Below are 26,149 nucleotides of genomic sequence, written 5' to 3'. Positions count from 1 at the left end.
GGAGCAAGAGTCTGGGACGAGAACGGGAATCTAGGGATGGACACCAACAGCTTCACGTATCAGGTGTTGTGGCAGGGCGTGATCGATTTCAGTGGATCAGTGCCCAGCTACACGCTGAACATTCCCGGCTTCAACCCGGCGAACTGCGTGTTCATGATCATCCCGACGAGACTGCAGGACGTGCAGGCGTCTGAAACGGACGGGCTGGGGAACAGCAAGTCGTACCCGTATGTATCGACATTTTCAGGTCAAGTGGTTGTTCTCCCCAAAAACCCTTCATCCCCTGGCGGCACGACTGAGTCGAGGATTATCGCGAAGGGATACGCAATCAGGTACTCGACGTGACATATGGATTTCAAAGCATCAACGACAATTCATTTGTCCAGATCGACTCCGAAGCGCCAAGGCTATGCCTTCTAACCAAGGGTATATATTCAGGCGTAGCTACCGCATCTGCGACGTTTTCCCGTTCAGTGACAAGCCAAGACCCTCCCATTGTTTTCATTAGACCTACTCAGGGCGGTGCGATTCAGGTGCCGATATCTGTCTGGTTCACCGGCGGCCCAGGTAACTGGACCGGCTTCGCCATGAACGCCTCTAAGATCAATGAAACCCTTAGCGGTCAGTATTTCGTGGCTGCCTGGGCATCAATGGGAACGTCTTCTTACGGAATGCGTCTATGGGGCCCAGCCGGCGATCTGGTTTATGACAGCGGGGCTCCAGCGGTTGTTGTGACATACGCCGCCGGCAACTGGACTTACCTCGGAACTGAGCAGTTGAGCGTCGGGCGTCGGTATATCTGGGGGATCAATAAAAGCCTCGGGACAGGGGAGTACGTCTCTCTAAACCCGTTCACGATGAATTGTCACAACGACGGCACTGGTGGCGGCTGCGCTCTTGGGGTCGATTACGCAAACGGCCGCATAATGATGTACAGCCTTGCCTTCACGGCTTGGACTGATCAGGGCCACCGGCCTTTCCTCTGCGCCAAACTGTTGGCCTGAACCTAATTTCTTTGGAGATACCTGATGACCTGGTACAAGTCCGGGACGGTTTCTGTCGTCCAAAATTCCAATGCCGTGATCGGCACGGGAACCGCATTCATTGCCAATGGCCGGGTAGGGGACGCCTTTCAAGGACCGGACGGCGACTGGTACGAGGTCGCCAACATCGCCAGCGACACGGCGATGTCGATCGCTCCGAACTACCGAGGCGCCACCAATACGGCGGGAGCTTACGCTCTGGCCCCCATGCAGGGCTACAACAAGGATACGGCCGACGCGCTTCGCGCAGCTTCCTTGCAGGTCGGTGACGCGCTGGATGGCCTGGAAGAAAGTGTTCTCGAGGCCGCAAGCTCAGCTGCATCAGCACTTGCGTCGAAAGATTCCGTCGAAATTTCAGAGGCGAATGCCGGAAGCTCGGCTAGCGCTGCACTTGCTTCAAAGAATGCAGCGGCCTTGTCCGAAACGCATTCGGCGGATTCGGCCTCGGCGGCTCTGGCGTCCAAGAATTCAGCCGCAATATCGGGGGCGAATGCGGCGACTTCGGCCGCGGAGGCGCTGGACTCTAAGGTGGCCGCCGCCATATCGGAGGCGAATGCCGCTGCATCAGCAGGCTCCGCTGCCAGCTTGGGCGTGGGCCGTGGGTACATTGATGGATTGCGACTGTCCTATGTCAGCCCTAATTCGATCTCTGTTTCCAGTGGGGCCGCTTACATCCAATCCAGCGCAAAGAATCTTTTGTCACCCTCTGCAATTATTGTTTCCGGCCTGGTGCTCACTGCCAGCACGATGTACCACGTCTACCTCTATGACAATGCAGGTACTCCTGCGATTGAGGTCGTGACAGCTGCGCCAGTGATTTATTCAGGAAGGGCGCGAAGTAAAACAGGTGATACAACTCGTCGTTACATTGGCTCAGTTCTTTCGATGGCAGCCAATACGCTGGCTAAATTCTCTCACTCTGATGGAAGGATGGCTTACGGAGAAAGCTCTGGCACGCTTCCTTTTACTGTTGTTTCAGCCGCAGTGATTGTTGCCCAGTCGGTTAACTGCCTTACCGTTGTTCCTGTATCGGCAACTCACCTGACAGCAATATTAATTAATCAGGCGTCAGATACTACGGTGAGGATTGGCAATCCTGATTTTCAAAATCCAGTGTCTTCCGCCAATCACACAATAGTGGTTGTCGCTACTTCGACTTATGCGTGTGATGTGCCCTTGAGCAGCTCTCAGACATTCCAGTGGCGTCAAGATGGAGCAGCTAATGGGGTATTTCAGGCTCGCTCCTTTGGTTATCTTTTTGAAAGGTAGGGTGAGCTTATGCCATATGCAATAAAAGAAAACGGTCAGTTTAGAGCCGTAGCCGGCGACATGGAGCTGACCGAAGATGAAACTCTTTATGAGCAAGTGCCGCAATGGCTCATTGACTTTCTTGAACAGCAGCAGATTAACCTCCAAAACGTAACAGTAGAGGCTGAATGGCGCGGTTCAGAACTTATGGTGATTTCTCGTCAGCTCGAAGCGATAGAGGAGTACGAGGCTGGCGAAGCTCCGCCCGACTTGATCCCTGGCACTCGCAAGCAGTGGCTGAAATATCGAGGTCAGGTTAGTAACTGGAAGGAAGGCGCCGAATCATTCCCAGACATCGCTCATCGTCCAGTTCGTCCGTCGTAACCAAACAACTACACCTGTCGGCCGCTATCGAGCGGGTGTTTTTTGCTTGGAGAAAAGTGATGCCTGTAACCGAAAAAGACCGCGACATCCTTGCACACTCACTGTGGGGAGAGGCTCGCGGCGAAGGGACTGCCGGCCAGATCGCCGTGGCCTAGGCGAAGATTCGAACTGGCTGAAAGGGTGCACATGGACAAGCAGCTCGCTGGCTACTCGATTGTGATGACGCCAATCCTAGTATCATTTCAACTGGTCGATGCGATAGATGACCAGACGGTTAATGCCCGAGCTTGGCAAGCCTATTATCTAGCCCTGAAGACTGTTGACCTCAGTGTCGCTGGCCCTCTGTGGCCCGCCGAGCCGCCATAGGCCAATGGTTTTCTACGGCCAACCTAGAGGAATGGTTGACCACATTTCATTAGTCGATGCTTTTTGATAGTGATGCTAGGCCGTGCATGTTAATATTTATTTTTTAATAAAAAGCGTAGCTAGGTATGAATATGTGGCACAGCATAAGGAATGCACCGACTATTGGAAGTATGTCAAGGAATGGTGGTAATAACTTTGATTTGATTAGGATGGTTTCCGCTCTTGCTGTGTTATGGGCGCATAGTTTTGCACTTTCTGGTAAGCCTTCTGATTTGTGGTTTATGTTTTTTATGGGATATGATCCAGGAAGAGTTGCAGTTATGGTGTTTTTCGTTTTGAGCGGATTTTTAGTTTCTGGTTCGCTTGAAAGGAATTCTATTTTTGATTTTTTTAGGGCTCGAATACTTCGAATTGTCCCAGCCCTAATTGGAGTTTCGTTGTTTACTGTATTTGTTGTCGGGCCGATCTTTACAAAGATACCGCGCCTTGATTACTTTTCTAGTTCTTCCGTGTATGAGTATTTGCTGAACTCCATACCGTATCAAACAAGCTTTTATCTTCCTGGGTTGTTCAAGGATCTTCCAATATCGGGCGGGGTCAACGGCTCGCTCTGGACTATCCCAATTGAATTTTTTTGTTACTGCGCTCTTGCTTTGATTGTCTTTCCAGTTAGAAAGTCGTTTGTTTTGGCGGCCTCTCTCATCGTTCCTATCGCAGCCTTTCAGATCTGGAATGGATTGACTGGCGCTTTTGTCGACAGGGCTTTCTTTGGGACTACTAGCATCCTTCCCGTTCTAAAGTATGGATTGTTTTTTCTGATTGGTTCTACCTTTTGGGCATATAGAGAGAGAATCAAGCATAGCGGGTGGCTAGCCGTTATCTCAGTATTCTTCCTTGCCTGCGGATCAATGACAGGATATCTCAATTTCTTTCTCTATCTTGGGCTACCTTACTTGGTTTTCTATTTTGCGTACAGCCGGCCAGTATTGGATAGTCTGCTCCGACGAGTTGGTGACGTGTCGTATGGTACGTATCTTTTCGCTTTTCCGGTACAGCAGTCTCTGGTGCAAATTACTAACAAACAAATTAATGGGTGGCAGCTAGCAATTTCTGCGAGCATATTTACATTGTTTTTGGCGTGGCTGTCATGGCGTTATATTGAAAAGCCGGCCTTGAGGTTTAAGAGAAGCAGAAAAAGCTTTTTGCCTGAAAGTAATATAAAGGCGGTTAATAGCTAGTCTGCTTTGATTCATAAGTAAGAATAATGACCCGCTTCGGTGGGTTTTTTTCGCCTGGATAAAACCATTCCCATCACCGCGCAGCATTTGCTGCAGATCCTCCCGAGCGCCGGCACACAAGTCGGCGTTTTTGTGTCTGGAGACATTCATGACTGTAACTGAAAAAGATCGCGATGTCCTCGCGCGCACGCTATGGGGGGAGGCACGTGGCGAATCCCTAGTTGGCCAGATCGCCGTGGCCTGGACCATCCGCAATCGAGTGAACGACGGCAAGGACCGTTCGTGGTGGGGGGAAGGCTACGCCGGCGTGTGCCAGGCCAAGTACCAGTTCAGTTGCTGGAACAAGACCGACCCGAACTCCCCGTACCTGTCCGGCGCGAAGCAGATCCCGTTCCGCGAGCTGGCGCAGGCACGCATCGCTGCTGACCAGGTGATCGACGGGGCGGTACCAGATCCAACTGGCGGCGCCACGCACTACTATGCGACCAGCATCAGGGCGCCGGCATGGGCGGCGAAGGCCAAGCAGACGCTCAAGTTGGGCGGTCACGTCTTCTTCAAGGACGTGCCGTGATGGTCTTCCCGTGGAAGTTGATCGGCCTGCTCGCGCTGGTTCTCGCCGGCTTTGGTAGCGCCTGGCAGTTTCAGGACTGGCGCTACGGGAAGCAGTTGGCAGAGCAGGCCCGGCAACACACCGAAACCCTCAATCAACTGACCCAGGCCGCCGCCACCGCCCAGCAGGTCGAGCAGGACAAGCGCCTCGTGCTCGAGCAACGGCTGTCAACCAGTGAGCAAACCCACTACAAGGAACTGAGCGATGCTCAAAAGAACCAGGATCGCCTGCGCGGTCGCCTTGCCACTGCTGATGTGCGCCTGTCAGTCCTCATCGACGCAACCGACGCTGCCAAAGGCTGCGACGTGCCATCCACCTCCAGCGCCGGCGGCGTGGATCATGCAGCCGTACGAGCCCGACTTGACCCAGCGCATGCTCAACGAATTGTCGCCATCACCGACGAAGGTGACCGGGGACTGATCGCGCTGCAGGCTTGTCAGGCGTATGTCCGGGAGCTTAGTAAATAGGGATTGGTGTTCGTTCGGCAGGACGCCGGGTGACAAGGACTCTCTGGTCGAAAGCCTGTAGGGACTTTTGCGGGGATTCGTGAAATACGGCTAGTCACGGTTAGGCATCGATTGCAGTGGGCGCCGTTCCAAAGGACTGTTTCGTATAGCTTTTTAGCACTCCTGCAAGCATGGGGTGCTAGGGGTCGAGTGTTCGAATCACTCCGTCCCGACCATATGATTCAATGACTTAGGCCAATGTTCACAGCATTGGCCTTTTTCATGCGCGTGATATTTGTGTGATATCTCCATTTTTGACGATGGTCTCGACAGAATCAGACTCGAGTTGAGGGGTGTTGAGGAAGAAGAAATCTCGTTCTACTTCTTTCGCTTCAGCATGACTGTTCAAGAGGTGTAAGCATGCAGCTTCTAATAGGGGGGGGCGGCAACTGCAGGCGCGCGTTCAGCAACGAGCAGCGCTGTAGGCGCGGTGGGGGCATCCCGGGCAATATCTGTTCTATCCATGTATAAGCGGTATCATCACTCTATTCGGCAGTATGGGTACCGCATCGAAAGAAGCGACGGTTCGATCACCTCGCTCTTTACCCGGATTCGCTTTGTTATCAGAAGGAGAAAAAAGATGAAACGGATGTTTTTGATCGGGCTGTTCGCGGCATTACTTGCCGGTTGTGGTGATCCAAAACTGGACGCAACCACCGAAGGATCCTTGCAGGAGTCGTCTAAAAAAGTTGCTGAAAATCTGTCTCCTGACGAGAAGAAACAGTTTACGGCAGACCTGATGCTGATTGCCTTGAGCAATTTGAGTCTCGGAAATACATCGCTGGTCGGGGTACAGCAGAACAACAGTTTAAGTCTTGACGGAAAGACGGCTGCTGACGTGAATGCGATGGCGACGACTATTCGCGCAGCGACCGAGCAGAAGAAAAAAGAGCAGGCGTTGCTGGAAATCAAGGAGCTGAAGTCCAAGGCTGCTTCTGCCGAGATTGCAAAAAGCGAGCTGGCGAAGTTCGCTGTATCGAGATCCAGACTTCTGGAGCAGCAGGCTGACAAGTACTCGAAGATTGCTCAGCCGGTTATCGAGTTGACGGTGCAGAATGGCACTTCGCATCCAATTTCACGCGCGTACTTCAAGGGCTCCATTGTCAGTCCTGAACGAGCCGTTCCATGGTTTGTCGACGCGTTCAATTATGAAATCAGCGGTGGCTTGGAGTCTGGTGAAGGCGCGACCTGGCAACTCTTGCCCAACAAGTTCGGCAAGTGGGGCAAGATTGAAGCGCCGGCCGGAGCCATTTTCACCGTTGAGGTTTACCGGCTTGATGGCCCGGATGGCAAGGCGCTTTTTGATGCCAGCGGTTTGAGTGAGAGTGAGCAGGCGCGACTGGATGCCCTGCAAAATCAGTATGGCGCCGCTTGATAGCCTGACTTGCATAAACCGGGAGTGTCAGATTTTTTGTGTGCGGGCCGGTAACGGCCTGCCGTAAGGCAAGCCCTTTTTTCACCAGTTCAACCTGGTAAATCGATCTCCATAAAGAATCGCAAACTGATTCATTGCTGTCTTCCAGTCGTGCGCCGCGCTGCCCCAATTGGCAGTGATATTTTGCAGTGCCAGCCAGATCAGCTTCGTCGCTGCATCGTCAGTCGGGAAGTGGCCTCTTGTCTTGATGATCTTGCGCAACTGAGAATTGATGCTCTCGATGGCATTGGTGGTGTAGATCACTTTTCGGATGGCTGGCGGGAAGACGAAAAACGGGATGACTCGATCCCAGGCGCGTCTCCAAGCGGCTACGACGGTGGGGTATTGTTTGCCCCAAGGCCCAGCTTCAAATGCGTTAAGAGCGTGCTCGGCCGCTTCGACATTCAGTGCCTGATAAACCGGTTTCAGGGCTTTGGCCAACTCGCGACGCTTGTCCCAGGCGGCGTAATCAAGGCTGTTACGAATCAGGTGCACGATGCAGGTTTGCAAGGTCGTCGTCGGAAACACCGCGTTCAAGGCTTCTGGCATGCCTTTAAGGCCATCAGTTACAGCGATCAATACATCCTCGACGCCACGGGTTTTAAGGTCGTTAAAAACCTTCATCCAGAACTTGGCTCCCTCAGTGTTTTCGATCCAGATCCCTAAGATATCTCGAGTGCCGTCCGGTAATACACCTAAAGCCAGGTAGATTGCCTTGTTGCGAACCAGTCCTTCCTCACGGATTTTGACCCGCAGAGTATCGAAGAAAATCACCGGATACATCGGCTCAAGTGGGCGTTGCTGCCACGCAGCAACTTCCTCCAGCACCGCGTCGGTGACCGAGCTGATGAAATCATGGGAAACGTCAGTCCCGTACTGCTCCGAGAGGAACGCCCGAATCTCGCGGACGGTCATGCCACGGGCGTACATGGCAATGATCTTGTCGTCGAAGCCGGTAAAACGACGCTCATGTTTGGGGATCAGGATTGGAGAGAAACTGCCATCGCGATCCCTGGGAATGTCCAGACGAAGCGGGCCATCGTCGGTCAGTATGGTCTTGCCACTCGAGCCGTTGCGCTGATTACTCGCCCCCTCAGGGCGCTCCGCGCCCTGAGGGTAGCCAAGGTGTTGACCCAGCTCCGCGCCAAGGGCTCGCTCGATAAGCGCCTTTTTGAACGCCATCGACGCATCCTGAATCGCTTCGGCGCTCATTGGGCCTTTAACGAACTGATCAATCAGCTCTTTCGGGATCGAAGGAAACTGGGGTTTGACCTCCGAGGCCGGTTTCTTTTTGGTCGGCATACATGCTCCTTTTCAACATGTTATGCCCGAACACAAAATTTCTGACAGTCTCCATAAACCTGCTACGGCGGGTTTTTTCTGTCTATTGATCCGCATAACGCTTCAGGTGCTCTTACCTGAGGTCTTTTGCGCGCTGGCACTCTTCCAAAAGCTCATTTGACAACGTGGCGCTATTAGCCGCAAGGCTGGTGAACATTACCGTTGCAGCTATAAAAACTCGTTAATAAATATTCGAACGGCGATCATCCAAATCCACTGTGCGCCGATACAACTGGGCGGGAGCGGGGTGTTTGCCCCGTGCATACCCGTGAACTACGCTCACAAAACACAAGGATTTCGGGCTTAGTGCCCCTGTCGTACCTGTCCAGGACACGCTTTTGCCTATCCCCGTTCACGACCCGCATCATGTCCCCGGCACGCTCAAGCGCTTGCCGTTACGCAAAGCTGCGGTGCTGTTTATCGTGGCAGTGTGTTTGTGCCTGTCCGGATTGTTGTATCTGCAACTGGAGCAGTCGCGGCGTCAGGACCTGGCAGTGGCGCAGGTGGCGTCGAGTAACCTGACACGGGCGATGGCGCAGCAGGCCGAGGACACGTTCCTGGCGGCGGATCTGGTGCTGACCAGTCTGGTTGACTGGATCGAGGACGATGGTTACGGCGCTGCGCAAAAACCACGGTTGCAGAAAACGTTCGCTCGGCGAGTGCAGCAACTAGAGCAGTTGCATGGCATGTTCCTGTTCGACAGCAAGGGGCAGTGGGTGATTACCTCGTACCCTGACTTGCCCATTGGCAAGGACGTCGCCGACCGTGAATATTTCCGCTTTCATCAACAGAATGCCTCGAGGAAGGCGCACATCGGTCGGGCGATTCGCAGTCGTGAGAACGGTGAGTGGATCATCCCGATCTCCAAACGGGTCAACGATCGGGCCGGTCATTTTCAGGGTGTGTTGATGACCGGGATCAAGATGTCGTACTTCGACCGGTTCTTCGAAAGCTTCAGCCTCGACGACAAAGGCATCATGTTTCTCGGCCTGACTGACGGCACTTTGCTCGCACGTCGACCGTTTGACGAAAACCTGATCGGTTCTTCGTTGGCGCAAGGCAGCATTTATCAGACATTGCTGCCTCAAGCCCCGTCTGGCACTGCGATGATCAATTCGGTGGTCGATGGGGTGGAGCGTTTGTACGGCTACCGGCAACTGGCGTCGTATCCGCTGGTGGTTGCCGCCGGGACGTCGCGCGACACGATTCTCAAGGGTTGGTACGATCGGGCGTTTCAGTCCAGCGTGATCATTGCGCTGGTAATGCTCGGCGTCGGTCTTTTCGGCTGGGTGTTCATCCACCAGGTGCGCGACGGTGAGCGGATCGAGAAAAACCTGCGCAAGGCGCAACAGGCGCTGGAGCAGATCGCGACCCACGACAGCCTTACCGGGCTGGCCAATCGGCGCCTGTTCGAGCGCTCGCTGGAGATCGAATTCGCCCGAGGGGCCCGGCAGAGCAGCCCATTAAGCCTGATCATGCTCGATATCGATTTCTTCAAACGCTACAACGATGCCTATGGTCATGTCGCGGGTGACCATTGCCTGACACAAGTCGCCCAAGTGCTCAAGGCTTGCTGTCAGCGCAAGACCGATCTGGCGGTGCGCTACGGCGGTGAAGAGTTCGCGGTGCTGTTACCGGACACCGATATCAACGGTGCATTGGCGATTGCCGGGCAGATTCGTCGCAGCGTGATCGACAAACACATCATCCACAGCGGATCACCGACCGAATACCTCACCGTGAGCCTGGGCTGTTACGCCTTCATTCCAAGTGGCAATGACGACCCTGAAGTGTTTATTCAGCAAGCGGACGCGGCGTTGTATCAGGCGAAAAATGCCGGGCGCAATCGTGCGGCCGTGCTGTCGATGGATGGCGCTGTTGCAGAACTGATGCGCTCCGACCGCTAAGCCGATCACCTGCTTGCTGTAGGTTGTCATCTGACGTCTGAGTGGCCTCCTGTTCTTCTGGAATATTGGCTATTTGTCGAACCACGCGCCGGGGCTAACGTAGTCACACATTCACTCGCCCCGGAAACCCACCATGAAAGCTCGTACCGATTTCTACACTGCTTCCCCCGACGCCCTGAAAGCGATGATTGCCCTGGAAACGGCCGTGTCCAAGCTGCCGCTGGAAAAGCCTTTGGTTGAACTGGTCAAACTGCGTGCTTCGCAAATCAACGGCTGCGCGTTCTGCATCGACATGCACACCGCTGATGCGATCAAGGGGGGTGAAACTCCACGTCGCCTGTTCGCCGTGACCGCATGGCGTGAAGCGCCGTTCTTCAGCGACCGCGAACGCGCCGCCCTGCTGTGGACTGAGTCGCTGACTCAAGTGAGCCTGACCCACGCCCCGGACGAAGATTACGAAGTCGTCGCGGCGCAGTTCTCGCCCAAGGAAATGGTCGACCTGACCGTCGCGATCAGCACCATCAACAGTTGGAACCGTCTGGCGGTGGGTTTCCGTAAAACCCCGCAGGCCTGAGGCTTGCCCGTTATGCCTTGTGGGCGCGGTCATTGAGCGTGGCGCCAGGCATTTTCAGGTGCTTACTTGAGCCATTGGCCGGGCGTGCTACCGGTCATGGCTTTGAAAAACGCGATGAAGGCGCTGTCGCTGGCGAAGCCCAGTTCAAAACCGCAATAACCGAGACTGCGCCCGGTGGCGAGCAACTCCATGGCACGCATCAGACGCCACTGCTGGCGCCATTGCTGATAGCTCATACCGGTCTCGCGCTGGAAGATCCGGCCAATGGTGCGACTGCTGGCGCCGATCTGGCGTTCCAGCATTTGCAGTTCCGGTGGCAGTTTTTCCGGTGTCGCCAGCAGTGCCGTCAGGCGCTTGTCCCGGGGCAAGGGCAAGAGCATGGGTTGTTGTGCGGCCTCGCGAATCTCGCTCACGCACAGACCCAATAGATGAACGAATTTGCCTTGCTGCCAATCGCTGTCGAAATCTGCCAATGCCATCGGCTCCAGCACCGCACGCAGCAGCGGGCTGACTTCAATCACGCACACCCCTTGCGGTAATTCTCTGCACAGTTCGGGAGTCAGGTAGATGGAGCGGTAATCCACGCTCTGTTGCATCACCGCGCGATGGACGACACCGGGCGGAATCCAGGCGGCCCGCGACGGTGGCAGCAAACACAACTGCTGCGCCAGGGTGATACGGGTGCAGCCCTGGCGGGTGTAAAGCAGTTGCCCGCGTTGATGGCGGTGTAGACCGGAATCGTGATCGCCGCCCAGGCTGGAGGCGATGCCGATGACCGACGCGCAATAGCGATCAGGGTCAAAATTCGTGTGGGCATTGAGCCAGGCCATGGTTTGTCCGATATCAACGATAAGTTGTCAGGGTTTTGATAATACGTCATCCGTTGCTCCCTAAACTCCTCGGCAGTTTTTGTATGAGGAGTAACGGTGAGATGAACAACAGACATTTATTGGTGTTGGCGATTGCGCTGCTGATGTTTCCGCAAATTGCCCAGACCCTCTACAGCCCGGCGCTCGGCGATATCGGCCGTGCGTTTGGCGTTGGCCCGCAAGCGGCTGGGCAGACCTTGTCGGTGTATTTCCTGGCGTTTGCCTTTGGCGTGGTGACGTGGGGGAGGGTGTGCGACCGGATTGGTCGGCGCCCGTCGATGCTTGCCGGTTTGGCGATCTACGCGGTGGCTTGCGTGATCGGCTTGAGCGTGCAGAGTTTCCAGGGATTATTGATCGCCCAAGCCTTGGCGGCATTTGGCGCCGCTGTCGGTTCTGTGGTGACCCAAACCTTGTTGCGCGACCGCTTTCAAGGCGCGGAACTGGCGCAGGTTTTTTCGCTGGTGGGCATGGCTCTGGCAGCCAGTCCGGCGCTAGGGCTGTTCGCCGGAGCGGGGCTGGTTCAAGGGTTTGGCTATCGCGGCGTACTCGGTGCGCTGTTGCTGATTGCAGTGGCGTTGTGGCTGTGGAGTTGGCGCGCCTTGCCGGAAACTCGTGCGCAACCATTGTCCAGCGTGGGCCTGTTCCAAACCCTGGGGCGCATGGTGCATGACGTTGGGATCTGGCGCTCGGCCTTGTGGATCGCCTTGTTCAACGTGTCACTGTTCAGTTATTACAGTCTCGGCCCCTTTGTGTTTGAACGTCTTGGTTTGAGCGCAAGCATGTTCGGCTACAGCGGCGTGATTCTTGCGCTTGGCTCAGGTTTTGGAGCATGGCTGAACAAACGTCTGCTGCGCCGCGGTTTCAACGCGCTGCAATTGATTCGACTCGCCGCACTGAGCGGTTTGCTCGGTGGTGCAGGTGTTTGGGCGATGCAGGACAGCGGTGCGTTCATCTTGCCCATGTTGCTGGTGGTGCTGGCGTTCGGTATGGCGATTCCGAATATCCTTGGTTCTGCGCTGGTCAATTACACGGATCGCCTGGGCACCGCAGGGGCGTTGTTAGGGCTGCTTTATTACCTGCTGATTGGCGCGGGATTGATGCTCGCCGGTTGGTCGCAGGCACTCGGGGAAACCCTGATAGTGTGCAGCGGCGTGGCGTTGCTGCTGACATTCAACGCAAGTAAATCAATTGTTTAAGAAGTGTAAGCGATGTAGGAAGCGTCTTGCATTTGTGTAGGAGGGCTCCGACTATCACGATCATTGATAGGGTGGCATTGCGCCATTTGATGATCGCAAGGAAGTTGCGTGCCGTATTCGTTCCACGTTGTTTATCGTCGTCGATTCACGCTTTGCCCGCTGCTGTCGGCCTTTGTGTTGAGCGTGTGTGCCTCCTCGCTTGAAGCTGCCGAACCTGTCGCGCCGGGCCAGGAAGTATTGCGCCAGCAACAACAGCAACAGCGCGATTTGCAACAACTGCAACTGGAACAAAGAAAGCGGCAACTGGAGCGCGGCGCGTTCGGCCCCGCGTCGGTAACCCCAGCCATTCCCCAAACCGTTACCCCCGATGAGCGTTGCTGGCCACTGAGCGGCACGCGCATCGGCGGCGTCACGCTGATCGACAGCGCCAAGCTCAACGCACGCCTCAAACCGCTATTGTCGCCGTGCATGGGCGTCGGCCAGATCAATCATCTGCTGGCGACCATCACTGCGATCTACGTCGAGAAGGGCTACATCGCCAGTCGCCCCTACCTGAGCAGCGCCCCGGCAGCGGGGCAGTCGCTGGACATCATGGTCGACGAAGGCTACATCGAGTCGATCGAACTGGCCGATCAGAGCCTGCCGGTTTCGCTGGGTGGCGCCTTCCCCGGGATGCTCGGCGGACCGTTGAACCTGCGTGATCTGGAGCAGGGGCTGGATCAGTTGAACCGTTTGCGCTCAATCGATCTCACCGCCGACATTGCGCCCGGCAGTCAGCCTGGCGCCTCGCGGATCATCTTGCGTTCGCGCACCTCTGGTCAGTCGCGCTGGGCCTTGAATGCCGGGCTCGACAACCTTGGCAGTGCCAGCACCGGGCGTGATCGCGACAGCGTCAGCCTGAGCCTCGACAGCCCGTTGGAACTCAACGATCTGTTGAGCCTCAGCGCCAGCGACACGTTAAACCAGGGTGATCGCTACAGTCGTAACGCCAGCCTCTACTACGCGATCCCTTACGGTTACTGGACGTACAGCGTGTTCGCCAGCCATGCCGAATATCGTGCGCCGTTCAAATTGCCCAGCGTGACCTTTCACACCACCGGCATCACCGATCAGATCAGTCTGCGTGCCGACCGCGTTTTGTGGCGCGACCAGAGTCGTCAGCTCAGCGCCAACCTGCAACTGGCGCACAAGGACGTCGACAGCTATCTGGAAAACGTCCGGCTGGGCATTCAGAGCCCGACGCTGACTGTGGCCGAGGCCGGACTGAATCTGTTCTGGCTCGACCGCGCGGTGTGGAACCTCGATGTCAATTACGCCCAGGGTCTGCGCTGGTTCGGCGCCGATGACGACTCACAGCATCAGGTCAACAACCTGCCCAAGGCGCAGTTTCGCAAGTACCGCGCCGGCCTCAGCCAATGGCGCAACGGTCAGCTCGGCGCGCAAGCCTGGCAGTGGCAGAGCCAGCTCAACGTGCAGTACAGCCCCGATCCGCTACCGGCCATCGAACAACTGCTCGGCACCGACGATTCGGCGGTGCGCGGTTATCGGGTCAGCAGCGCCTCCGGTGCCAGCGGTGCGCTCTGGCGCAACACGTTGCGCCTGCCGCTGCGCAGCGAATGGCCGGTGCAGATTACCCCGCGTGTCGGTCTCGACCATGGCTGGATCAAGGCCGATCACGGCGCACAGGGCCAACGCCTGAGCGGCGCCAGTGTTGGGCTGAATCTGGGCTGGAAGAACCTGCAAGTGGACCTCGATTACCAGCGCGCCCTCAACATTCCCAACGGTTTGCAGCACGAGCCGCCCACCTGGCTGATGCGTGTGGGTGTGCAGATATGACCCTTGTTTAAACCAATCAAGCAGTGAACAAACAGCCGTTGGATCTGAGCGCGACAGCCACGGCCAGGAAAAATCGCGCGACGTGATGCCGTCCTTCCATGGAGACGTTTTTATGCCAGCACCTACCTTTGCATTTCATCTTTCTCCTCGGGGCAAACTGCGCTGGGCGATTGCCAGCCTGTTCTTCGCCATCCACCTGCCAAGCGCATTGGCCGGCGGAGTCGTGGTCGCCCCGGGCCCCGGCGGTACCGCGCAATTGCAAACCCAGGGCGGTGTGCCCATCGTCAACATCGTTGCACCCAACGGCTCGGGTCTGTCGCACAATCAGTTCCTCGACTACAACGTCGATCGTCAGGGCCTGGTGCTCAACAACGCGTTGCAGGCCGGGCAATCACAACTCGCCGGGCAACTGGCAGCCAACCCGCAACTGCGGGGTCAAGCGGCAAGCGTGATCCTCAACGAAGTGATCAGCCGCAACCCCTCGGCCATCAACGGTGCGCAGGAAATCTTCGGTCGCGCTGCCGACTATGTGTTGGCCAACCCTAACGGCATCTCGGTGAATGGCGGCAGTTTCATCAACACGCCGAACGCTAATCTGGTGGTCGGCCGCCCGGAATTGAACGACGGCAAACTGCAGGCCTTGAGTACCCGTGATGCCAGTGGTCAGTTGCAGATTCAGAGCGGCGGCCTGCGTAACGGCGAGGGCTCGATCAACCTGATCGCGCCGCGTATCGACAGCCAGGGCGCGATCAATGCCCGCGATCAATTGAACCTCACGGTCGGGCGCAATCAGGTTGATTACGCCAGCGGCCAAGTGAAAACCGTAGACCCTGCTGGCAACACCGGCGATCAACGCATTGATGCCAGCCTGTTTGGCGCGATGCAGGCTGGACGCATCAATATCGTCAGCACGGCCGAAGGTGCGGGTGTCAGGGTTGGTGCAGTACACGTTGCGGGGCGCGACGGTGTGCAGATTCGTTCGGCCGGTGACCTCAGCGTCAGCGGCGAAGCTGTACCCAACAGCCTCGAAGTGACGCGTGCGGGCATCCGCAGCAGCGCTGGCGACGTGGGTTTGCACAGCGGCAAGGATCTGACCCTCGCCGCCACCGATGTCAGCGGCCGTGACGTTACGGTCGACGCCAAACGCAACCTGACCTTGACCACGGTCCAGAGCCGCAAGCTCCAGGAAAAGCGCGAGAACTGGAGCAATAGCACGATCGGCATCACCTGGGAAACCTACGACCGCACCCAGACCGACGCTGATTCGCGTCAACATGGCAGCCAGATCATCGCCAGCCGTGACGCCAAACTGTCGTCAGGCAAAGACACCGAATTGAAGGCCGCCAAGGTCGAGGCCGCTAACAATCTCAGCGTGCAAAGCGGCGGCGATCTGCGCCTGACCGCCGCCACCGAAAGCCACACCCAGACCGATCAAGGCAACCACCGCAAACACCTGTGGAAAGCCAATTGGAACACCAGCAGCGAAGAGCAGCGCAGCGTCACCACCCAGTTGAAGGCTGGCAACATCGCCTTGAAAACCGCTGCGTTGTTGCGTTCCGAAGGCGCCGAGCTGGACAGCTCGGGCGACCTGCAACTGGCTGGCAAGCAAGTGGAAATCGCCACTGCCACGCGCACCCATCGCAGCAGCGACAATAGCTACTCCGGCGATCTGGTCGGCGGCAGTTTCTTCGGCAAGACCGGTGATGCCGACAAGGGCCAGACCCAGCACCAGGGCAGCAAAATCAACGCGGCTGGCAAACTGATCGTCAAGGCGCACGACGTGCGCATCAGCGCCAGCCAGGTGCGTGGCGGCACCGACGCCAGTGTGATCAGTGACAAGGGTTCGCTGGTCATCGACGGCGTACAGGACACCTCGCACAGCAACAACCACGACAAGGACAGCAAGTTCTTCGGCATCACCAAGGACGAGTCGCGCCAGAACGCCAAGGACAGCACCACGGTGCGCAGTGAACTGGTGTCCGACAGCAACCTCAAGCTCAAAAGCGCCAAGGACATCGAAGTGGCCGGTTCCACGGTCAAGGCTGACGGCGCGCTGACGGCCGATGCGGCGGGGGATGTGAACGTGCATTCGGCGCAGAACACCCACGACAGCACCCATAGCACGCAGACCCGTGGCTTCGACGCTTACGCGAAAGAGCAAACGCCAGAGCAATATCGCGCCGGGATTCATTACGAAGACAAGCAGCAAACGGTGACCCGTAATGACGTCACCCAGCAAGGCGCCAGCCTCAGCGGCGGCAGCGTGCAGGTGAAGGCCGGTGGCGATCTGACGATCAAGGGCGGCGAGGTCAAATCCACTGCGGGCGACACCCACCTCAGCGGCAGGAATGTATCGTTGCTGGCCGAGCAGGACAGCCACAAAACCTCCACCGACAAGAGCAGCACGGGTGGCGGCTTTTACTACACCGGCGGCCTCGACCGCGCCGGCAGTGGCGTCGATTTCGCCCACAGCACTTCGCAAGACACCACGAGCAAAACCACGGCGCAAACCAGCAGCGTGCACAGCAGCGGCAACCTGATGATCAATGCCGACAAGCTCGCCACCGAGGGCGCTCAAGTGAAGGCTGGCAGCGGCCTGAATGTTGCGGCCAACGAAATCGACAACCGCGCCGCCAGCAACACCCAAAGCAGCAGCCACAACGAGAGCAACTGGTCGGCGGATATCGGCGCCAACGTCGAATACAAAGACATCGCCCGGCCGATTGCCGGCGCCATCAAAGACGTGATCGGCGGCAAGCTGCCGGACAAGGATGCATTGGCTAATGTCGGTCAGCCGAACGTTGGTATCGACGTCGCAGTCGGCCACGGCAGTGCCAGCAAAACCGAGCAAACCAGTAGCGCCGTGGTTAGCCGTTTTGAGGGCGGTAATGTAGACGTCAACGTGGCTGGAGCGCTGCACGATCAGGGCACCGAGTACAACGCCACTGCCGGCAAGGTGAACATTACGGCAGACAAACTGGTCGCCGATGCGGCAAGCGACACCCACAGCAGCACCGATAACGCCGTGGACGCCAAGGTCGACGTGCGCGTCTACACCAAAACCGGTGAAGACGTGAACGTTGCCGGCAGCGGGGCGGGGGGCAGCAGTGCGTCCAGCAAGGACAGCTCCACCGCCGTGGTCGGCGTTTATGCCGGCAACCAGGGCGTGAACATCAAGGTGGGCGGTGATGCGCAGTTCGAAGGCAGCCGTTTCGACGGTGGGCAGGGCGGCGTCAGTATCAAGACTGACGGCAACCTGGCGCTCAATCAGGCCAATGATCGCCAGAGCAGCGACACCTCCAGCCTGCGCGGCAACGCTTCGCTGACGGTCGGTACCTTGCCGGGCACCGATGGCACCAACGTCGATCTCGGTGCCGGGTTCCAGCTCGATCACAGCGGCAAGCAAGCCACTGACACTCAGGCCCACGTGGCGAGCATCAGTGGCAACGGCGTGCAACTGAGCAGCGGCGGTAATCAGATCCAGCAAGGCACGAAAATCGACAGCGCGGGCGCCATCGATTTGCAGGCCGATGGCAAACTTGACCTGCAAGCCGCCAGCGACACCCACACCGCCACCGGCAGCAATCTGGGCGGTGGTTTGAAGGGCGGCGGTAGCAAAACCAGCAGCGAGAAGAGCCGTGATCAGGGTGGTAATCTGAGCGGCAACTTCAACATCGGTCGAGTCAACGAGAACTCGCAGACCCTGACCGGTGGTCAACTCAACAGCCAAACCTCGGTCGCACTGAGCGGTGATGCGGTGCATCTGCAAGGCACTCAAGTCAGCGCACCCCACGTCAGCATCGACGCGCAGAAGGGTGGTTACGTGCAGGAGTCGGCGCAGTCCACCGACAGCCGCAACAACTGGAACGTGGCGCTGAATGCCGGTGGCAACCTGAGCAGCAAAACGCCGACATCAGCCGATGAAAAAGCCAGCAGCGATCACGGCTTCAATGCCGGGGCCAAGGTTGGCGTGGATTACCTGCAAGGCACCACGCAGCAGAACAGCCAGATCAAGGCTGACAGCGTGGTGTTGAATAGTGCGGGTGACGCGCAACTGGCGGGGGCGCGGATTGAGGCGAAGAACGTCGGCGGTGAAGTCGCCGGTAATCTGAGTGTCGAAAGCCGTCAGGACTCGCAGACCCACGCCAAGGTCGACGTCGATCTGGGGCTGACAGCGAAGAAAAACCCACCCAGCGACAAGGAAAAACTTGCCGGCACCGACTACAAGCCAACGCTGAAAGCGCAGGGTGAATACGCGCACAAGGACAGCGTGAAACAAGCCTCCGGCATCAGCGCTAGCCAAGGTGTGAATCTGACTGTTCGCGGCGCCACGCAACTCACTGGCGCGCGGATTTCGGCGAGTGAAGGCAAGGTTGATCTGGGGGGGGCGAAGGTCAGCAGTACCGACCTGAGCAACCTCGATTACGGCGTAAAAGCCGGGCTGGATCTGCCACAGAAAAAGGAAGAAAACGCAGCGAAGGTTTCCTTTGAGAACGGCAATCTGAAAGTCGGCCCGGTCACCCTGAGCGGTCATCTGGACGGCCAGCCGCTGCAGGCAGGGATCGACGAAAAAGGCTAATGACCCGCCACCCCATGCAAGAGCGGGCTTGCTCCTGCATGGGGTTCTCGCCGGGCACCGCAATGGTGTCCAGTGAGCCCTTACACGCTGAGGATTTGCTGTTGCTTATGCGTGTTCGTTACCTGGCGCTCCAGCAACGCCTCGACAAACTGCTTGCCGAATTGTTCCAGATACTGCCGCTGCAATAGGCATTCATGCGGTGCCTCAACGTCGTGCTGGATCAACTCACCGCTGATGTACGGCGCCCACAAGGCTGGCTGTTGTTCGTCCTGACGCAGGATGTCGGTGGTGGCGCGGATGAACAGCAAATCACCGTTGAACACCTCGTACTGCGTACGTCCGAGCAACTCCAGCATCCACTTCGAATCGTCTACCAGACGGGTCAGGAACTCATCGCCGATGTGCCGGCTACCGAGCACTTCTTCCATCGCACTTTTCAGCCCCTTGAGCCCTGCACGGGGCGTGCCGACGATGGCGCGGGTCATGCGGCTGATGATCATCGCGTCGTCAAGTTTCAACGAAGCCTGGCCACCTTGCAGCGGGTAGCTGTCGAACATGCAAAGGAAGCTCACTTCACGCCCGCGCGCCTGCAGCATCGCGCCAATACGCAGCGCGAGGTTGCCACCCACCGACCAACCGGCCAGTTGATACGGCCCCTCGGGATGCAGGTCGACGATGCGTTGAAGGTATTCCGCGGCCAGATCATCCAGTGATTCGATGACTCGCGTCGGATCGCGCAGGATCGGCGATTGCAACGCGTACAACGGCTGATTTTCCGGCAGAAACGGCAGCAGACCGGCATAGGGCCAGGCAATCCCGCCGCCTGGATGGATGCAGAACAGCGGTGGCCGTGAACCTTCGCTGCGCAGCGCTAGAACGGCGTCGAATGGATCGCTGTCACCGCTGTTGTTTTGCAGACGCTGGGCCAGTTGTCGCGGGGTGGGGGCTGCGAGGAAATCGGCGATGCCCAGAGCAACACCAAACCGCTCCTTGATCCGGCTGATCAGTTGCAGCCCTAGCAGCGAATGGCCGCCGAGGTCGAAGAAACTCTGGTTGGCGAACACTTCGTTGCAGTCCAGCGCCTCGGCGAACAGCTTGCACATCGCCGCTTCTTCTGGCGTCTGCGCAGGTGACAGTTCACAGGCGTCGTAGAGTACCGCCGCGGGCAGACGATCCATCGCCAGTTTACCGTTGGGCGTCAGCGGGAATTGGGCGACGCACATGATCACGCTCGGCACCATGTGCTGCGGCAGATGCCGGCCCAGTGCCTGTTTGAGCTGCTGACTGTCGAGACAGGAGTCCTTGCTGGCGACATAGCCGACAATGGCCGGGCCGTGGACAAGTTCACGCAACATCACCGCGGCGTCGTCGACTCCAGCGCAACCAAGCAGAACGTTTTTGATCTCGTCCAGTTCTATGCGCAAACCGCGCAGTTTGATCTGATTGTCCTGGCGGCCGAGGTAATGAATGCGCCCGGCGTGATCGAAGAACACCCGGTCACCTGCGCGGTACATCGTGCTCGCGCCGTCGAGCAGATCGGCAACAAAGCCTTTGGCGGTGAGATCGGGACGGTTGCGATAACCGCGCGCAACGCCCGGGCCGCCGATGAACAGATCACCCCAGGCCCCGGGTGGCAGCAAGCGCTGCTGGCCGTCGAGCACATACAGGCGCGTGTTGGCAGTGGCCGGCCCGATCGACAGATCCCCCGTGCCATAGCAGGCGTTGATCGAGGTGGCGAACGAGGTTTCCGTCGGGCCATAGACGTTGAGCAGGCGGCAATGCGAGAAGCGCGCGAGTAACGCCGGTGTACACGACTCACCGCCGAGCATGAGCACGGTGTCCTGCGGAAAGTCTTCGGTCTGATGGCAGGCAAGCAGGCTCGGGGTCATCACCAAAAGGTTGATGCCTTCACGCTTGACCAGTGTGGCCAAAGCTCTTCCGGGGCTACTGCTGACTTTGTCGGTGATCACCAGTTCAGCGCCGGCGAGCAAGGTCATCATGATTTCCAGCACCGACATGTCGAAACCGGCAGCGATGAATTGCAAGACTCGCGCGTGCGGCTTTAATTGCGCTGCATTGATGGCGGTGCGGGCGATCGGCACCAGATTGCGCTGCGTGACTTCGACGCCTTTGGGCTTGCCGGTGGAACCTGAGGTGTAGATCAGATAGCCCGGCAGTCCTGCATCGAATGGCGACAAAGGTTCAGTCGCCGTCGGTAGTTGCGCGAGGGTTTCGGCAGTCAGCCATAGCAGTTTTTCGGCAGCGATCTCGACTTTGAGTTGACTGCCCGGTGCGACGATCACCACGGTCGGGCTGGCATCGCTGAAAATGTGTTCGATGCGCGCCTCGGGCAGATCCGGATCGACCGGTACATAACAGGCGCCAAGTTTGAACAGGGCCACGGCGGCCACTGCCCATTCGAGGCTGCGCGAGAACATCACCACCACGCAGTCCCCGGCCTGCACACCACGCTCACGCAGATGTACCGCAAGGCGCGTGGCGTCATCGTCGAGGCGGGCATAGCTCAAGGTCCGTGCGCCTTGCGACAGTGCCGGGTGCTCGGCGTAATCGCGCACAGCGTCGGCAAAGGCCTCGGCGAATAACGGGAGTTTTTCCTGATGTGCAGGCAGTGCGTAATGGCGATGCTGCTCGTGGGGCAGGAACAAGTCGTAGTCGGCCGCAAGGGTTTGGGGCGAATTGGCGAAGTGTTCGAACAGTGCCGTCAGGCGCTGATAGTGCAGTTCAAGAGCCTCGGCAGCATATAGATCGGCATTGGCGTTGAATCCGATCTCCAGCCGACCATCGTCGTGGCGGTCGAAAATATCGATGCCCAAATGATCCGCCGGGCCATTGGCCACGTTCTGGATGGTCGTGTCGCAACCGGCAAAACCCGGACCTTGATCGTACGCAACGATGTTCAGCAGCGTGTTGAACAGCGGCTTGTTACCACGCTCGGTGTGCAGGTCGCGGATCATGCTTTCGCTGCGATAGTTTTGGTGCAGAAGGTGATGGCGCAGTTGTCGCTGCACGTTCGCCGCCACCGTCAGCACAGTGCTTTGAGGCGTGAACGACAAGTGCAGCGGCAGGATGTTAGCGACCATCGACGGCACATTGCGCAATGCCTTGAGCTGACGCGCCGCCACCGGCATGCCCAGGGCCAGTTCGTTTTGCCCGGTCATGCGGTGCAGGTATGTCGCGCACAGCGCCAGCAGAATGCTCGACAGGCGTAGCTTATGTTCGCCCGCCGCCGCGCGCAGTTGTAACAGGGTTTCACCGCCGAACACCTTGCGCAGACGATTGAGTTTGATCAGCGGCGCATCACCGGGCACCAGTTGTGTCGGCTCGGGCATCTTCAGGCAGTACTGGCGCCAATAGGTACGATCCTTGGTGTACATGTCGCTATGGCGATACTCCTCCTGCGCATCAAACACGCTCGACAGCGGCGCCAGCTCGAGTTTTTCGACCGCCTCGCCACGACTGAGCGCGTTGTAATGGGCCGTGATGTTGCTGAACACAATGCCGTGGCTGAAACCGTCCACCACCAGGTGTGAAGCCAACTCGATCATGCGGTAGTGCTGTGGTGCGAGACAGATCAGCACGTAACGGGCCAGCGGCCCGTGTTGCAAATCCATTTCCTGGTGCAGCAGGTACTCGAGCAGATCTTTGTAGGCGTCCAAAGGATTGGCTTGATCACTGACGTCCAGGCTTTCGAACGCCTTGGCGGGAAGGGCATCGGTAGGCTGAATGTGTTGTGCGTAGGTGCCGGTAGCCGCGTCTATATCGAAGGTCGCGCGCAAGGTGTCGGTTTGCAGGAATTGCGTGCGGATGGCGGCTTCGAGCCATTCAAGATTCAGCTCGCCACGCAGTTCGATGACGTCGCACAAGTGGTAGTTAAGATTGCTGTGGCTCTGGCTGATCGCCAGGCAGACTTCCTGTTGCGCCGTGGAAAGCGGGCACGGGTGTACGTCACGCATAAGAGTCATCCTTTCTTCCGTTGCGTCGGGTTTTTTGCAGGCAATAGCGTGCCTATTCCACTTGGCGCAAAAGCGACAGAGGCGGAATCGACGGCAAGCGCCGTTTCAGTTTTTTCAGAGGTGCGCCAGGTGAGTCAGGCGGGGCTGGAACCTTTGCTTGACGCCAATCCTTGGCGGTGTTTCTTGTTGTTGGCTTGACGCATTTGGTAACACGTCGGCACTTAACTTAGGTGCAGGAAATGCCGCTGTCAACTAACTGATTTGTTAGTTTTGACAGGGGGATTTTCTGCAGGCGCTGACGGAGGCCGCCACTTTTTGACCTTTGCGTTAGAACAGCACAATCAAAAAGTCCTCCTGATCCGGCAGGTGCACTCGGTTCAGACCTTCAACACTTTGCCACCCATGGCCACGGCCACCAGCAACACCGCCATCAACCCGAACGCAAAACTCAAACTGCTGGCATGGGCAACAAAACCAATCACCGCCGGCCCGGCCAGAATCCCTGCATAGCCCAGTGTGGTGATTGCTGGCACGGCGATGCTTTCCGGCATCACGGTTTGTTTACCGACGGCGGTGTAGAGCACCGGCACGATGTTCGAGCAGCCGGCGCCGACCAGCGCATAGCCGACCAGCGCGGCTTGCCAGCTCGGCGCGAAGGTCGCCAGAAACAGGCCTGCCGCCGCCAATAAACCGCCGAACAGGATAATGCGCGTGGCGCCGACAATGCGGACGATCCGGTCACCCATCAAGCGTCCTGCGGTCATGGTCAGGGCAAACGCGGCATAACCCAAACCGGCGTACGCGGTTTCGATCCCGCGTTCCTGCGTCAGGAACACCGCACTCCAGTCCAACGCCGCGCCTTCGGTGAGAAACACGATCAAGCACATCCCGCCAATAAACAGCACGATGCCGTGCGGTACGGCAAATGCCGGGCCGGCGCTTTCGCTACCGTAAGGCAGCATGTGGGGCACGCACTTGCACAACGCGGCAAACAGCACCGCCACCACCACCAGCGTTGCCGTCAGCGGTGTCAGCCCAAGGCCGAGCAGGGCGCTGACGCCGGCCGCGCCTACAATCCCGCCGAGACTGAACAAGCCGTGAAAGCCCGACATCATGTGCTTGCCGCTGGCGCGTTCGACGATCACCGCTTGCAGGTTCACCGTCGAATCCACCGTGCCCAGCCCTGCGCCGAACATGAACAGCGTGGCGACCAATGCCGGTATCGATGACACCGTCGCCAGCAACGGTAACGCCGCGCAGATCAGCAGCGTGCCGCCGGTTGCCACGCGGCGACAGCCGAACCGCGCCGCGAGAATCCCCGCCAATGGCATCGCCAGGATCGAACCGACGCCCAGACATAACAACAACAGTCCCAGCGTGCCCTCATCGAGTCCGGCCCGAGCCTTGGCGTACGGCACCAGCGGCGCCCACGCGGCGATGCCGAGCCCGGCGATGAAGAACGCGATGCGTGTGGAGATCTGTTGCAGGCGTCCGGGGACGAAGGTGTCTTGGGGGGTGAGGCTGGTCATATCGATCCTTGGCAAAAAACATCGCGTCCCCGAAGGACAGTGACTGGGCGTCGAGGTTCGATCGCAGGCCTTCGGGACGTGCAGCCCACATCCTAACCCGCTCCCACATGGATCGTGCCAGCCGGTAAAGTGATGTGCTTTGCAAACGCGGATTCAGGAGCCAGTGATGACGCAGTTCTACGATGCCCGAGGCAACCTCTATGGGGTGATTTCGCCCCAAGCGCTGCGTGAGGCCGGTATTGAGTTACCCGCCAGCGCCGCCGACTGTGCGTCATCACGGCAGGCGTGGAGTCATCTGGCTGTAGCGCTTTGTTGCGACTGGCCCGAGGGGCAGGCACCTGAGGGGAGCAAATCCCACCGCAGCGACGGGTTGCTGGTTGGCCCGTTTCAGGCCGCGCCGCCGTTTGATGTCTTGATCGTCAACACCGACGGCACACTCGCCGAACGCAGCGGCAACGGCCTGACGATTTTCTCCCAAGCGCTGACCGAGCAAGGTGTGCTGCCGGCACATGGGGCGCTGCTGCGCGTCCATCACGACAAGGGCCAACCGGTGGAAACCTCGGTGAAACCGGCCGAAGTCGAAGGCGTAAAAGGCTTTTGGCTTGACCTCGGCCAACCCGGATTCGGCCCATCGGCAGTCGGTGCGCAGAATGTCGAAAGCCGTGAGCTCAATGGGCGGGACGTGAGCCATGTTCCTGCCTTGGCGCAACTCGATCCCGCGTGGCGCCACAGCCAGTTCGTGCGTATCGGCAATCCGCATTGCGTGACGCTGCTCAGCGATGCGGCCGCTTTGCCGAGCAACGATCAGATGCGCGTTTCACCGCTGACCGAAGGCCTGACCCGGATTGCCTACGCAATGCCGACCGGCGTTGGCAATCCTTGTCCGGCGGGTGTGAACCTGCAATGGGCCGCGCGCGGATCAGCGCAGCGGATCATCGCGCGGGTATTCGAACGCGGCGAAGGGCCGACGGCGTCATCGGGCACCAGTGCCAGTGCGGTGGCTTGCGCGGCGTGGCGTGCAGGCTGGGTCACGGCCGCAGAAGTTTACGTGGAGATGCCTGGCGGCACTGCCCCCATTTTGCTGCAAGCACACAAGGGAGAACTGAACCGCGTGCGTTTGTTCGGAACGGCACGGTTAACTGATTAGCCGGTTACCCACATTTGTATGGCGGGTGATGCGGCTATTGCGAACTGATGCTCTGCGTCAGTTTCAGAAACTTCGGGATGACGGCCTCGGGCGCAGGCGTCAGGTCCTTCAAACCGTCAGTGCCTTTTTGAAAGGTGAACATCTGCGCCGCAATCAACGGACTGACCAAACCGCCGACATGGGCTATGGCAAACCAGGCGCGATCCTGCTCGGCGGATTCCGGCCGAGGGTCCAAGCGCCAGCCTTCGAGGGTGGTCATGTGTTTGCCGATGTAGAACTTTTCCATGATCTTCGACTTTTTCCAGTTCTCCGCGTCGTAGCCGGGGCGGTAGTCGGTGTCGTAGGTGCCTCGGGTAGCTTTGGTCGGGTCGCTTTGCGAGGCATTGAT

The 26,149-nt window shown here is 58.1% G+C and carries 18 protein-coding genes and 2 pseudogenes; 15 read left to right on the top strand and 5 right to left on the bottom strand.

Annotated features, from left to right (window positions below):
* Positions 1-36 precede the first annotated feature (36 nt).
* From AACY50_RS21045 to AACY50_RS21005, 9 genes and pseudogenes are all read left to right on the top strand, one after another.
* Complete coding sequence (locus AACY50_RS21045; RefSeq protein WP_339539086.1) at positions 37-345, top strand: hypothetical protein; 309 nt, start codon at positions 37-39, stop codon at positions 343-345.
* A gap of 242 nt (positions 346-587) precedes the next feature.
* Positions 588-1,004: a hypothetical protein gene (locus AACY50_RS21040; protein WP_339539085.1), complete on the top strand. Its 417-nt coding sequence runs from the start codon at positions 588-590 to the stop codon at positions 1,002-1,004.
* 24 nt (positions 1,005-1,028) lie between these two features.
* Complete coding sequence (locus tag AACY50_RS21035; protein WP_339539084.1) at positions 1,029-2,312, top strand: hypothetical protein; 1,284 nt, start codon at positions 1,029-1,031, stop codon at positions 2,310-2,312.
* Positions 2,313-2,321: 9 nt separating this feature from the next.
* Complete coding sequence (locus AACY50_RS21030) at positions 2,322-2,675, top strand: hypothetical protein (RefSeq protein WP_339539083.1); 354 nt, start codon at positions 2,322-2,324, stop codon at positions 2,673-2,675.
* A 59-nt stretch (positions 2,676-2,734) separates the two neighbouring features.
* Positions 2,735-2,827, top strand: a pseudogene (locus tag AACY50_RS21025) (cell wall hydrolase); the annotation flags it as partial.
* 339 nt (positions 2,828-3,166) lie between these two features.
* Positions 3,167-4,279, top strand: coding sequence for an acyltransferase family protein (locus AACY50_RS21020; RefSeq protein ID WP_339539082.1), 1,113 nt, complete (start codon positions 3,167-3,169; stop codon positions 4,277-4,279).
* A gap of 148 nt (positions 4,280-4,427) precedes the next feature.
* Positions 4,428-4,850 (top strand): cell wall hydrolase, encoded by a 423-nt coding sequence (locus AACY50_RS21015; protein WP_339539081.1) that lies wholly within the window; start codon positions 4,428-4,430, stop codon positions 4,848-4,850.
* Entirely contained in the window at positions 4,850-5,356 is a 507-nt protein-coding gene (locus tag AACY50_RS21010) for a lysis system i-spanin subunit Rz (RefSeq protein ID WP_339539080.1), read from the top strand. Before AACY50_RS21015 ends, AACY50_RS21010 begins: the two co-directional genes overlap by 1 nt.
* Positions 5,357-5,975: 619 nt before the next feature.
* Positions 5,976-6,770, top strand: a complete 795-nt coding sequence (locus tag AACY50_RS21005) for a DUF6694 family lipoprotein (RefSeq protein ID WP_339433977.1) — start codon at positions 5,976-5,978, stop codon at positions 6,768-6,770.
* A gap of 81 nt (positions 6,771-6,851) precedes the next feature.
* Here the strand turns inward: AACY50_RS21005 and AACY50_RS21000 are convergent, their stop codons facing one another.
* Entirely contained in the window at positions 6,852-8,111 is a 1,260-nt protein-coding gene (locus AACY50_RS21000; RefSeq protein ID WP_339539079.1) for an IS256 family transposase, read from the bottom strand.
* Between the two features lie 377 nt (positions 8,112-8,488).
* On the opposite strand from AACY50_RS21000, the gene AACY50_RS20995 reads away from it, so the two are divergent.
* Complete coding sequence (locus AACY50_RS20995; protein WP_339433976.1) at positions 8,489-10,057, top strand: sensor domain-containing diguanylate cyclase; 1,569 nt, start codon at positions 8,489-8,491, stop codon at positions 10,055-10,057.
* Positions 10,058-10,190: 133 nt separating this feature from the next.
* A complete protein-coding gene (locus AACY50_RS20990) occupies positions 10,191-10,631 on the top strand; it encodes a carboxymuconolactone decarboxylase family protein (RefSeq protein WP_339433975.1) in 441 nt (146 codons plus the stop codon).
* A gap of 62 nt (positions 10,632-10,693) precedes the next feature.
* Here AACY50_RS20990 and AACY50_RS20985 read toward each other — a convergent pair whose 3' ends face one another.
* Positions 10,694-11,461, bottom strand: coding sequence for an AraC family transcriptional regulator (locus AACY50_RS20985; RefSeq protein WP_339433974.1), 768 nt, complete (start codon positions 11,459-11,461; stop codon positions 10,694-10,696).
* Positions 11,462-11,562: 101 nt separating this feature from the next.
* Here AACY50_RS20985 and AACY50_RS20980 point away from each other — a divergent pair, with 101 nt between their 5' ends.
* The 3 genes from AACY50_RS20980 (at position 11,563) to AACY50_RS20970 (ending at position 19,111) form a co-directional block, all read left to right on the top strand.
* On the top strand, positions 11,563-12,696 hold the full coding sequence (locus AACY50_RS20980) for an MFS transporter (protein ID WP_339433973.1): 1,134 nt from the start codon (positions 11,563-11,565) through the stop codon (positions 12,694-12,696).
* Between the two features lie 108 nt (positions 12,697-12,804).
* Entirely contained in the window at positions 12,805-14,532 is a 1,728-nt protein-coding gene (locus AACY50_RS20975) for a ShlB/FhaC/HecB family hemolysin secretion/activation protein (RefSeq protein ID WP_339433972.1), read from the top strand.
* 112 nt (positions 14,533-14,644) lie between these two features.
* A complete protein-coding gene (locus AACY50_RS20970; protein WP_339539078.1) occupies positions 14,645-19,111 on the top strand; it encodes a hemagglutinin repeat-containing protein in 4,467 nt (1,488 codons plus the stop codon).
* 80 nt (positions 19,112-19,191) lie between these two features.
* Here the strand turns inward: AACY50_RS20970 and AACY50_RS20965 are convergent, their stop codons facing one another.
* Together AACY50_RS20965 and AACY50_RS20960 are read right to left on the bottom strand one after the other, a co-directional pair.
* On the bottom strand, positions 19,192-23,085 hold the full coding sequence (locus AACY50_RS20965) for an amino acid adenylation domain-containing protein (protein ID WP_339539077.1): 3,894 nt from the start codon (positions 23,083-23,085) through the stop codon (positions 19,192-19,194).
* Between the two features lie 377 nt (positions 23,086-23,462).
* On the bottom strand, positions 23,463-24,614 hold the full coding sequence (locus tag AACY50_RS20960; protein ID WP_339539076.1) for an MFS transporter: 1,152 nt from the start codon (positions 24,612-24,614) through the stop codon (positions 23,463-23,465).
* A gap of 166 nt (positions 24,615-24,780) precedes the next feature.
* Here AACY50_RS20960 and AACY50_RS20955 point away from each other — a divergent pair, with 166 nt between their 5' ends.
* Positions 24,781-25,761 carry a diaminopimelate epimerase gene (locus AACY50_RS20955; protein ID WP_339466781.1) on the top strand — a complete coding sequence of 327 codons (981 nt, stop codon included), beginning with the start codon at positions 24,781-24,783 and terminating at the stop codon, positions 25,759-25,761.
* A 34-nt stretch (positions 25,762-25,795) separates the two neighbouring features.
* On the opposite strand, the pseudogene AACY50_RS20950 reads toward AACY50_RS20955, so the two are convergent.
* Positions 25,796-26,149: pseudogene (locus AACY50_RS20950) on the bottom strand (hypothetical protein); the annotation flags it as partial.

This window comes from Pseudomonas sp. RA_15y_Pfl2_54 (assembly GCF_963971015.1).
In the GTDB taxonomy this organism is placed as follows: domain Bacteria; phylum Pseudomonadota; class Gammaproteobacteria; order Pseudomonadales; family Pseudomonadaceae; genus Aquipseudomonas; species Aquipseudomonas baetica_A.
The sequence above is the reverse complement of the archived record's forward strand: the minus strand, read 5'-3'. Positions and strand labels throughout refer to the sequence as shown.